The sequence below is a fragment of the Roseicyclus sp. genome, from assembly GCF_965662675.1.
GTDB lineage: Bacteria > Pseudomonadota > Alphaproteobacteria > Rhodobacterales > Rhodobacteraceae > Roseicyclus.
On sequence record NZ_CBFIIK010000105.1, the window covers coordinates 1 to 9071 of the forward strand.

Annotated in this window: 10 protein-coding genes; 5 read left to right on the plus strand and 5 right to left on the minus strand. The window is 65.8% G+C overall.

Annotation, left to right across the window (positions count from 1 at the left end):
* Nucleotides 1-391, plus strand: a 391-nt coding sequence (gene bchJ / locus ACTG4J_RS12880) for a bacteriochlorophyll 4-vinyl reductase (RefSeq protein WP_439140111.1), incomplete at its 5' end; no start/stop codon positions are given.
* A gap of 143 nt (nt 392-534) precedes the next feature.
* On the opposite strand, the gene ACTG4J_RS12885 is transcribed toward bchJ, so the two are convergent.
* The 4 genes from ACTG4J_RS12885 to ACTG4J_RS12900 all read right to left on the minus strand — a co-directional run bounded on the left by ACTG4J_RS12885 (nt 535) and on the right by ACTG4J_RS12900 (nt 4741).
* Nucleotides 535-2316 carry an SLC13 family permease gene (locus tag ACTG4J_RS12885; protein ID WP_439140113.1) on the minus strand — a complete coding sequence of 594 codons (1782 nt, stop codon included), beginning with the start codon at nt 2314-2316 and terminating at the stop codon, nt 535-537.
* Nucleotides 2317-2394: 78 nt separating this feature from the next.
* Nucleotides 2395-3315, minus strand: coding sequence for a DMT family transporter (locus ACTG4J_RS12890; protein ID WP_439140114.1), 921 nt, complete (start codon nt 3313-3315; stop codon nt 2395-2397).
* Nucleotides 3290-4114: a TIGR00282 family metallophosphoesterase gene (locus tag ACTG4J_RS12895; protein WP_439140116.1), complete on the minus strand. Its 825-nt coding sequence runs from the start codon at nt 4112-4114 to the stop codon at nt 3290-3292. The genes ACTG4J_RS12890 and ACTG4J_RS12895 overlap by 26 nt, the downstream gene beginning before the upstream one ends.
* A gap of 51 nt (nt 4115-4165) precedes the next feature.
* Nucleotides 4166-4741 (minus strand): 5-formyltetrahydrofolate cyclo-ligase, encoded by a 576-nt coding sequence (locus ACTG4J_RS12900; protein WP_439140117.1) that lies wholly within the window; start codon nt 4739-4741, stop codon nt 4166-4168.
* A gap of 73 nt (nt 4742-4814) precedes the next feature.
* Here ACTG4J_RS12900 and ACTG4J_RS12905 point away from each other — a divergent pair, with 73 nt between their 5' ends.
* The 4 genes from ACTG4J_RS12905 to ACTG4J_RS12920 all read left to right on the plus strand — a co-directional run bounded on the left by ACTG4J_RS12905 (nt 4815) and on the right by ACTG4J_RS12920 (nt 8679).
* Nucleotides 4815-5426: a VOC family protein gene (locus ACTG4J_RS12905; RefSeq protein WP_439140119.1), complete on the plus strand. Its 612-nt coding sequence runs from the start codon at nt 4815-4817 to the stop codon at nt 5424-5426.
* Nucleotides 5423-5893 carry a GNAT family N-acetyltransferase gene (locus ACTG4J_RS12910; protein ID WP_439140121.1) on the plus strand — a complete coding sequence of 157 codons (471 nt, stop codon included), beginning with the start codon at nt 5423-5425 and terminating at the stop codon, nt 5891-5893. The genes ACTG4J_RS12905 and ACTG4J_RS12910 overlap by 4 nt, the downstream gene beginning before the upstream one ends.
* A gap of 53 nt (nt 5894-5946) precedes the next feature.
* Nucleotides 5947-6636, plus strand: a complete 690-nt coding sequence (locus ACTG4J_RS12915) for a TerB family tellurite resistance protein (RefSeq protein WP_439140123.1) — start codon at nt 5947-5949, stop codon at nt 6634-6636.
* A gap of 213 nt (nt 6637-6849) precedes the next feature.
* Nucleotides 6850-8679, plus strand: a complete 1830-nt coding sequence (locus ACTG4J_RS12920) for a M3 family oligoendopeptidase (protein ID WP_439140125.1) — start codon at nt 6850-6852, stop codon at nt 8677-8679.
* Between the two features lie 49 nt (nt 8680-8728).
* On the opposite strand, the gene ACTG4J_RS12925 is transcribed toward ACTG4J_RS12920, so the two are convergent.
* The coding region (locus tag ACTG4J_RS12925; protein ID WP_439140127.1) for a ferritin-like domain-containing protein at nt 8729-9071 on the minus strand (343 nt) is incomplete at its 5' end.

The following is a 9071-nucleotide window of genomic DNA, read 5'->3' on the forward strand; positions in this document are numbered from 1 at the left end:
CGCGCGGCTGGCCGGGGAGGCGGGGCGGCGGACGGGCGATTACATCTTGGCCCATCGTATCCCCAAGCCCGCGCAGGCGGTTCTCAAGCATCTGCCCGCGCGGCTATCGGCCCCGATCATGGCGCGTGCCATCGCCAAACATGCCTGGACATTCTGCGGATCGGGGGAATTTCGGCTGGCGGCAAGCTGGCCGCCGCGTTTCGAGATCGTGGACAACCCGGTGGTGCGGGGCGAGATGTCGGAGGTGCCATTGTGCCATTGGCATGGGGCGGTGTTCGCCCGGCTTTTCACGCAGCTTTGCGGGCCGGGCTGGCAGGCGGTGGAAACCACCTGTTGTGCGCAAGGGGCGCGGGCCTGTCGGTTCGAGATGCGCCGGTCGCAGCCAAACTGAGCTTGCGTGGCGCGGCGTCACCGTCGCGGGGGCGCTGCCCCCGGCCTACGGCCTCCCCCGGGATATTTATGAAACGAAGAAGGCTCTGGGCTGTGCCGGGGGTCCGTCTGCGCGCGCAGCGAAGGCATTGGGGGGTGTGATGTTCACAGCGGCCAGATCAGCGGAATGGTCAGACACACCACCACGCCCAAGCTGAGGTTCAGGGGAATGCCGATGCGCATGAAATCGGTGAAACGATAGCCCCCCGGCCCGTAGACCAGCATATTGGTCTGGTACCCGATGGGCGTGGCGAAACAGGCCGAGGCCGCGATCATCACCGCCACGACAAGCGGGCGCGGATCGACGCCCATGGCTTGGCCGAGCGCGATGGCGATGGGGGCCATGATCACCGCGATGGCGTTATTCGAGACAAGCTCGGTCAGGATCGTCGTCATGTAATAGACTGCCCAGACCAGCACCCAAGGCGGCAGGTCGACCAGCACGGGGGCCACGCGCCCCACGATCAGCTGGATCGCCCCTGTATGATCGAGCGCCGCACCCACGGCGAGCATGGCGAAGATCAGCGCGAGCAAGCGCCCATCGACGAAGGAAAACGCCTCTTCCGCGTCGATGCAGCCGGTCAGCAGCACCACAGCCACCGCGATCACCGCAAGCGCAAGGATCGGGGCGATATCGAAGGCAGCCAAGCCCACGATCCCCGCCATGGCCGCGATGGCGATGGGGGCCTTGCCCCGGCGATAGGCGCGTTCGGAGGGTTTGGAGACATCGACAAGGTCCATATCGGCAGCGAAACGCTGGATGTCCTCGGGCGCGCCTTCGAGCAGCAGCGTGTCGCCCACCCGCACGACCAATTCGTCAAGCTGGCTGCCGATGTTCTGGTTCCGGCGATGCACGGCGAGCGGATAGACACCGTAGCGCCGGCGCAGGCGCAGGCTGCCCAAGCTGCGGCCCACCATGCGCGCGCCGGGCGTGATCAGCACCTCGACCGTGGTGGTGGAGACCGAGCTGAGCTTGTCGACGGTCTTGAGTTCCTTGGAGGCCTGTAGCCCCAGCACCTCGGCCATATCGGTGCGCAGGACGACGCGGTCGCCCGCCTGCAGCACGACGCCCGCCATGTCGCGCCTGAGCGAGGCATCACCGCGCAGCACATCGATCAGCCGCACCCCTTCACGGGCGAACAGATCGACCTCGTTGACGTTCTGATCGATCAGGGCCGAACCTTCGGGCACTGCGACCTCGGTGAAGAATTTGGGCTTTGACCGCCCGCCCCCCAGCAGCGCGGCCATCGAGCTGCGCTCGGGCAACAGGTGGCGGCCGAACACAAGCAGATAGATCAGCCCCCATGCGACCACGACAAGTCCGATGGGGGTGATCTCGAAAATCGAGAAAGGGGCCAAGCCCTCGGCACGGGCAACCCCATCGACCAACAGGTTGGTGGAGGTGCCGATCAAGGTCAGCGTGCCACCCATGATCGCGGCGTAACTGAGCGGGATCAACAGCTTGGAGGGGGAGGTGCCGAGGATGCGGGCGATCTGCACGAAGATGGGCAGCATGATCACCACGATGGGCGTGTTGTTCATGAAGGCCGAGGCGAGCGCCACGAAAGCCAGAAGCGTGGCCACCGCGACGGCAGGGTGCGAGGCGGCCTTGGCCTCGGCGAATTTGGTCAGCCGGTCGAGGGACCCTGTGCGCACCAGCGCGCCCATCACGATGAACATGGCGGCGATCGTCCAAGGGGCGGGGTTGGCCAGCACCGCTGTGGCGCGCTCGAACGGCAAAAGACCCAAGATCAACAGCACCGCCACCGCCCCGATGGCCACCACCTCGGTCGGCCAGCGTTCGCGCAGGAAAAGCGCGAACATCATCAGCATGATCGCAATGGCGAGCAATCCTTGGCCCGTATCGGAGAGGGAAAGGTCGATCATACTGGTCCCTTCGCGCGGCACGCACTGCGCCAACTCTAGCGATGCGGCAGCGCAGCACAAGCGGGCGCGCGATGCGGCCTAGGACAAGGCGACCGTTTCGGGGGGTTTGCGCGGCTGCACAAGGGCCAGACCGGCCAGCATCAGGACCAACGCGGCCCAAACCCAAGGGGAATAGGTCTCGGCCAAGATCAGCTTGGCCCAGAAGATGCCAAAGCCCGTCACAAGGTAGGAGACCTGCGCCGCAAAGACCGATCCGGCGCGCGTCACCAGCCAGACATAAAGTGTATAGGACACGGCATGGGCGACAGATGAGCCGATAATCGCGAATTCGGGCAGGCCAAGCGGCGCCGTAGGCATGATGAACTGACCCGTCATCGCCGCAAGCGGCGCGGCAAGGACCATCCCGATGAGCGAGGCCCCCAGCAAGACCTGCACCGCATCGAGCCCTTCGGTGCCGTAGCGGGCGACGAAATTGCCCTCGACCGCGTAGAAGAAGGGCGCCACCAGCGCCAAGGGCAGCCACCAGACCATCGCACGGTCAGGCAGGCTGCTTTCGGGAAGAGCGATCAGCAAAATGGCGCATAGACCAAGGCATAGCCCCAAAAGCCGCACCAGCGAAAACCGATCGAGCCCCAAGGCCAGCGCCACGGGGAAGGCCAGCATCGGGATCAGCGACAAGACGATCGACATGATCCCCGAGGGCAGGTGAAACGCGGCCGTGTAGCTGGCCGCATTGGGCAAAAGCGTGCCGATCAGCGCGATGATGGTGCAAAAGGCCAGATGCCGCCCCTCACGCGGGAGGGGGCGACCACGCAGCATGTTGATCGCACCCAAAAGTACGGCCCCGATGGCGAATTGCCAGAAGATGATGCCGAAATGGCGGTAGCCCGCGGTCACGGCGATCTTGGCCAAGGGCTGGGTGATGCCCCAAGCCGCGCCGCAAAAGATCAAGATCGCGATATAGACCAGCCAGTCACGGCGCATCGGGCGGGCCTGCATGCAACAGGCGGCCACCCAGCCGGACGGGATGCAGCGCAAGTGCCACGCCGCTGCGGTCATCGGTTTCGACCATCAGCCCCGAGAGCGTCCCCTCGCCCGCTGCGGGGGTGAAACGTTCGCGCGGCATGCCGGTGATGAAACGGCGCATCGGCTCGGCCTTGTCCATGCCGATGACCGAGTTGTAATCGCCGCACATGCCGGCATCGGATTGATAGGCCGTGCCGCCGGGCAAGATCATCGCGTCCGCCGTCGGCACATGGGTATGGGTGCCCACAACGATGCTGGCGCGCCCGTCGCAGAAATGGCCGATGGCCATTTTCTCGGATGTCGCCTCGGCATGGAAATCGATCAGCGCGGCTTGGACGTTGCCGCCGCGCGGGAATTTCTTGAGCACCGCGTCGAGCGCCGAGAAAGGATCGTCGAAGGGGCGTTTCATGAAGACCTGCCCCAGCGCTTGGGCCACAAGAACCTGTTTGCCGCCGCGCGCCTGAAAGACGCGCGCGCCCGCGCCCGGCGCATCCTTGGCGAAATTGAGCGGGCGCAGGATGCGCGGCTCTTGATTGATGAATTGCAGCATGTCGCGCTGATCGAAAGCGTGATCGCCCAAGGTCAGACAATCGGCCCCTGCATCGAGCAATTCCTTGGCATGACCCGCCGAAAGCCCCGCCCCCGCGGTCGCATTCTCGGCATTGACCACGACGAAGTCGAGGCGCCAATCGGTGCGGAGCTTGGGCAGGTGGCCCGTGATCGCGGCGCGGCCCGCACGCCCCATCACATCGCCAAGGAAGAGAATACGCATGACCAACGGCTTAGGCGCGGGCGCGCGGCGGGGCAAGCGGGAAAAACGGGATCAGGGCCGCGCGCGGCGAATGACGCCCGCCTCGGTCACGATGGCATCGAGCGCGATATCGGTGGGCTCGGTCGGCAGGGGCGGCAATTGCTGCACGGCGAAGGCAAAGCCGATGGCCACGACAGGCTGGGCCTTGGCCAGCCGCGCCAAGGTGCGGTCATAAAAGCCCCCGCCATAGCCCAAGCGGTTGCAGGCGGCATCGAACCCCACCAGCGGCACGATCAGTGTATCGGGGATGATCCAATCGCCCTGTTCGGGGATCATCGCGCCGAAGGGGCCGGGGATCAGCGGGGTGTCGGGGCTCCAGCGGCGGAAATCGAGCGGCAGCCCCGCGCCCGCGATGACCGGCACGCCGATCTGCGCGCCCATCTTGTGCAGGGCGGTCATGGCGGGGCGAGGGTCGATCTCGGTCCGGATCGGCAGGTAGGCGGCGATCACGCGGCCCGTGGCTGGGACGATCTCGGCCAGAAGATGGGCGGTGGCGGCCGCGACCGCGCGGGTATCATTGCGCAGATCGAAGGCGCCCTTGCGGGCGGCATAGGCGGTTTGGCGCAGCGCGGACTTGACCTCGGACATGGGGGCGACAAGAAAAGCTTTCGGGCGCGCGCGCAAGGCGGGGCGCGACGGGTTTAGGGCAAAGGGCGACAAGATGCTGGTTCTCGATCATATCGCGGTGGCGGCGACCGATCTGGCGACAGGCGCGGCAGAGGTCGCGGGCAAGCTGGGCCTACCCCTGCAACCCGGCGGGCAGCATCCGCATATGGGCACGCATAACCGGCTGATGTCGCTGGGCGATGATTATCTCGAGGTCATCGCCATCGACCCGGAAGGTGCGCGCCCCGCCCAGCCACGCTGGTTCGATCTGGATCGGTTCCAAGGCGCGCCGCGTGCCACCACATGGATTTGCCGCTGCGATGATCTGGGGGCGGCGCTGGCGCTTGCCCCCAAGGGGGCGGGGCGGCCATGGGATCTGGCGCGCGCCGACCTGCGCTGGCGGATGGCGGTGCCGGAAGATGGGATCTTGCCCTTTGACGGGCTGTTTCCGGCGCTGATCCAATGGCAAGGCGCGGCGCATCCCGCACCCCGCCTGACCGATCTGGGGGCGCGGTTGGTGGGGATAAAGCTGTTTTCGCCCCAGGCCGAGGCGCTCCGCGCGGCGCTGGCGCCGCTTGTCACGGATGCACGGATAACGGTGCATGCGGCCCCTGCCCCGCGGATGGAGGCGCGCATCGCCACACCCAAGGGCGAGGTGGTGCTGTGATCAGACCGGCCCGCATGGGCGATGCGGATGCCATCGCCGCGATCTGGAACCATGTGATCCGCGACACCGCCCAGACCTTTACCACCGCCGAGAAAGACCCCGGCGCGCTTGCGGTGCAGATCACGGACCAGCCCTGTTTCGTCGCCGAGCGTGGCGGTAGGGTCGTGGGCTTCGTGATCTATGGCCAGTTCCGGTCCGGGCCGGGCTATGCCCATACGATGGAGCATTCGATCCATGTGGCCCAAGACGCGCGCGCTGCGGGGCTGGGGCGCGCGCTGATGGGTATGGCCGAGGATCACGCGCGGGGCGCGGGCATCCATTCGATGATCGCGGGGGTGGCGGGCGAGAATGCCGGCGGTGCCGCCTTTCACGCCGCCTTGGGATACGCCGAGATCGCGCGGCTGCCGCAGGTGGGGTGGAAATTCGGGCGCTGGCACGATCTGGTCGTGATGCAGAAAATGCTCTGACAGGTCACGCTTTGCGCTGACAGCGGGCGGCGTTTTGCGTTAGGAGAGCGGCCATGTCGCTTTGGTCCCGCATACGAGATACCGTGGCCGCCCTTGCCAAGGGCGAGGGCTTGTCGGTTGTCTTCGAGCGGCTGCGCAGCCCGCCCGAGCGCTCGGTCGCCTTCACCATCGCGGTGATCGCCTTGTCGGCCAAGATGGCGAAAGCCGATGGGCAGGTCACCCGCGACGAGGTGACGGCCTTTCGCGAGGTGTTTCACATCCCCCCCACCGAGGAGCGCGCGGCGGCGCGGGTCTTCAACCTTGCGCGCGAGGATGTGGCGGGGTTCGAGGAATATGCAGGCCGCATCGCGCGGATGTTTCGCGGGCGCGGGCGGGGCGAGGCGGTGTTGAGCGATCTGTTAGGGGGGCTTTTTCACATCGCGACGGCAGACGGGGCCTATCATCCGGCCGAGGATGCGTTCCTGGCACGCGTGGCCGAGATTTTCGGGCTGTCCGCGCCCGCATTCCGCCGCATCCGCGCGGCCCATGTCGCCGATGCCGCACCCGACCCATACACAGTGTTGGGGGTGAGCCCGGAGATGAGCCTTGATCAGATCCGCGCGGCGTGGCGCACGGCGGTGCGTGCCGCCCATCCCGACCGGATGATGGCGCGCGGGGTACCGGAGGAGGCGATGCGGCTGGCCGAGCGGCGGCTGATCGCGATCAACCGGGCGTGGGAAGAGATCTCGGGGCGGGCCGCCTGAGCCCTTGGCGCGCACATTCGAGGGCCAGCGCGTTATGTTAAGTGCGGGGCTCTGCCCGTTATGTTAAGTGGGGGGCTCTGCCCCCCGGGCGTCCCCTTGGGCCGCCTCCCCCCGGGATATTTATGAAACGAAGAAGCAATCATCGCGTGGCGGGTTGAGGCCGGGGGCTGGGCGGGCCATATCTGTGACAACGTCAGTTCGATGAGGTCCGATATGCCCCTTTTCCACAATGCCCCCATGCCGCGCGATGCCAATGCCACAGGCGGGGGCGCGCCATTGGGTGGGTTGCCGCAATGGGATCTGTCCGATCTTTATACCGCGCCTGATGCGCCGGAATTGACCCGCGATCTGGGCTGGCTTGAGGGGGAATGCGCCGGTTTCGCCGCCGATTACGCTGGCAAGCTGGCCGATCTGGACAGTGCAGCGATGCTGGCTTGCGTGCGCCGCTACGAGGCGATCGACCGGATCGCGGGGCGGATCATGTCCTATGCGGGGTTGCGCTATTACCAGCACACGACCGACGCGGGCCGGGCCAAGTTCATGTCGGACATGCAAGACCGTATCACCGCTTCCACCACGACGCTGGTGTTTTTCAGCCTTGAATTCAACCGCATCCCCGAGGCGGTCTATGCGACCGTGTTCGGCGGCGATGCGGATCTGGCGCGCTACAGGCCGGTCTTCGACCGGATGCGCGCGATGGCGCCCTACCAGCTGTCGGATGAGTTGGAGACATTCCTGCACGATCAATCCGTCGTGGGGGCGGCGGCGTGGAACAAGCTGTTCGATGAGACCATCGCGGGCATGAGTTTCGCGGTAGAAGGCGAGCGGCTGGGGATCGAGGCGACGCTGAACCTGATGACCGATCCCGATCGTGCGCGGCGCGAGGCAGGCGCGCGCGCCTTGGCCGAGGGGTTCGCCGAGAAGCTGCCGCTCTTCGCGCGGGTGCATAACACGCTGGCCAAGGAGAAAGAGATCTCGGATCGCTGGCGCAAGCTGCCCAGCCCGCAGATGGGGCGGCATCTGTCCAACCATGTCGAGCCCGAGGTGGTCGAGGCGCTGCGCAACGCGGTGGTGGCGGCCTATCCGCGGCTGTCGCACCGCTATTACGCGCTGAAGGCCAAGTGGCTGGGGCTGGACCGCTTGCAAGTCTGGGATCGCAACGCGCCGCTTCCGATGCAGGAAAACCGGATTTTCCCATGGGAGGAGGCGCGCGATCTGGTCAGCCGGGCCTATGCGGGGTTCCACCCCGATCTGGCCAAGCTCGCCGAGCCGTTCTTTACCCAAGGCTGGATCGATGCGGGCGTGAAAGAGGGCAAGGCGCCCGGTGCGTTCGCCCATCCGACCGTCACCGATGTGCATCCTTACGTGATGCTCAATTACCTTGGCAAACCGCGCGATGTGATGACGCTGGCCCATGAGCTGGGGCATGGGGTGCATCAGCGCTTGGCCGCCGAACAGGGTGAGTTGCTGTCGGCCACGCCCCTGACGCTCGCGGAAACCGCGAGTGTGTTCGGCGAGATGCTGACCTTCCGCACCATGCTGGCTGAGGCCAAGGATGATGCCGCGCGCAAGGTGCTGCTCGCGGGCAAGGTCGAGGATATGATCAACACGGTGGTGCGCCAGATCGCGTTCTATGATTTCGAGTGCAAGCTGCATGCCGCGCGGCGCGAGGGCGAGTTGACGCCCGACGATATCGGCGCGCTGTGGATGAGCGTGCAGGCCGAAAGCCTTGGGCCGGTCTTCGACTACATGGAAGGCTATGACAGTTTCTGGGCCTATATCCCGCATTTCGTGCATTCGCCCTTCTACGTCTATGCATATGCCTTTGGCGACGGCTTGGTGAACGCGCTTTACGCGGCCTATGCCGAGGGGCTGGAGGGCTTTGAGGAGAAGTATTTCGCCATGCTCAAGGCGGGCGGGTCGCAGCATCACAAGGAGCTGCTGGCACCCTTCGGCCTCGATGCCTCCGACCCCGCCTTCTGGGACAAGGGGTTGTCGATGATCGAGGGCTTCATCGACGAGTTGGAGGCGATGGAGGGCTGAGGCCCCAAGCGAAGCGGGCGGTGCGCCGGGTAGGCGCACCGCGCAAGCGTCACTCGGCCTCGTTCGCGGGCTTGGCTTGCAAGAGGCCGTAATTCGCCTCGCCCAGACGGTCGAACAGCTCCAGCTGGGTTTCGAGAAAGTCGATATGGCCTTCCTCATCGGTAATGAGTTCTTCGAAAAGCGCCTTGGTGACGTAATCCTTGACGCTTTCGCAGTGATCGCGTGCCTCGATATAGAGGGCGCGGGCGTCATGTTCGGCGGCGAGATCGGCGGTGAGCGTTTCGCGAAGCGTCTGGCCGATGCGCAGGGGATCGAGTTTTTGTAGGTTGGGGTGCCCGCCGAGGAAGATAATGCGGGCGATCATCTTGTCGGCATGGTGCATCTCTTCGATG

Excerpts from the sequence above, each read along its gene's own strand:
- ACTG4J_RS12890 (WP_439140114.1), bottom strand. The coding sequence starts at position 3,315 with ATGCAGGCCCGCCCGATGCGCCGTGACTGGCTGGTCTATATCGCGATC.
- ACTG4J_RS12900 (WP_439140117.1), bottom strand. The coding sequence starts at position 4,741 with ATGTCCGAGGTCAAGTCCGCGCTGCGCCAAACCGCCTATGCCGCCCGC.
- ACTG4J_RS12895 (WP_439140116.1), bottom strand. The coding sequence starts at position 4,114 with ATGCGTATTCTCTTCCTTGGCGATGTGATGGGGCGTGCGGGCCGCGCC.
- ACTG4J_RS12905 (WP_439140119.1), top strand. The coding sequence starts at position 4,815 with ATGCTGGTTCTCGATCATATCGCGGTGGCGGCGACCGATCTGGCGACA.
- ACTG4J_RS12915 (WP_439140123.1), top strand. The coding sequence starts at position 5,947 with ATGTCGCTTTGGTCCCGCATACGAGATACCGTGGCCGCCCTTGCCAAG.
- ACTG4J_RS12920 (WP_439140125.1), top strand. The coding sequence starts at position 6,850 with ATGCCCCTTTTCCACAATGCCCCCATGCCGCGCGATGCCAATGCCACA.
- ACTG4J_RS12885 (WP_439140113.1), bottom strand. The coding sequence starts at position 2,316 with ATGATCGACCTTTCCCTCTCCGATACGGGCCAAGGATTGCTCGCCATT.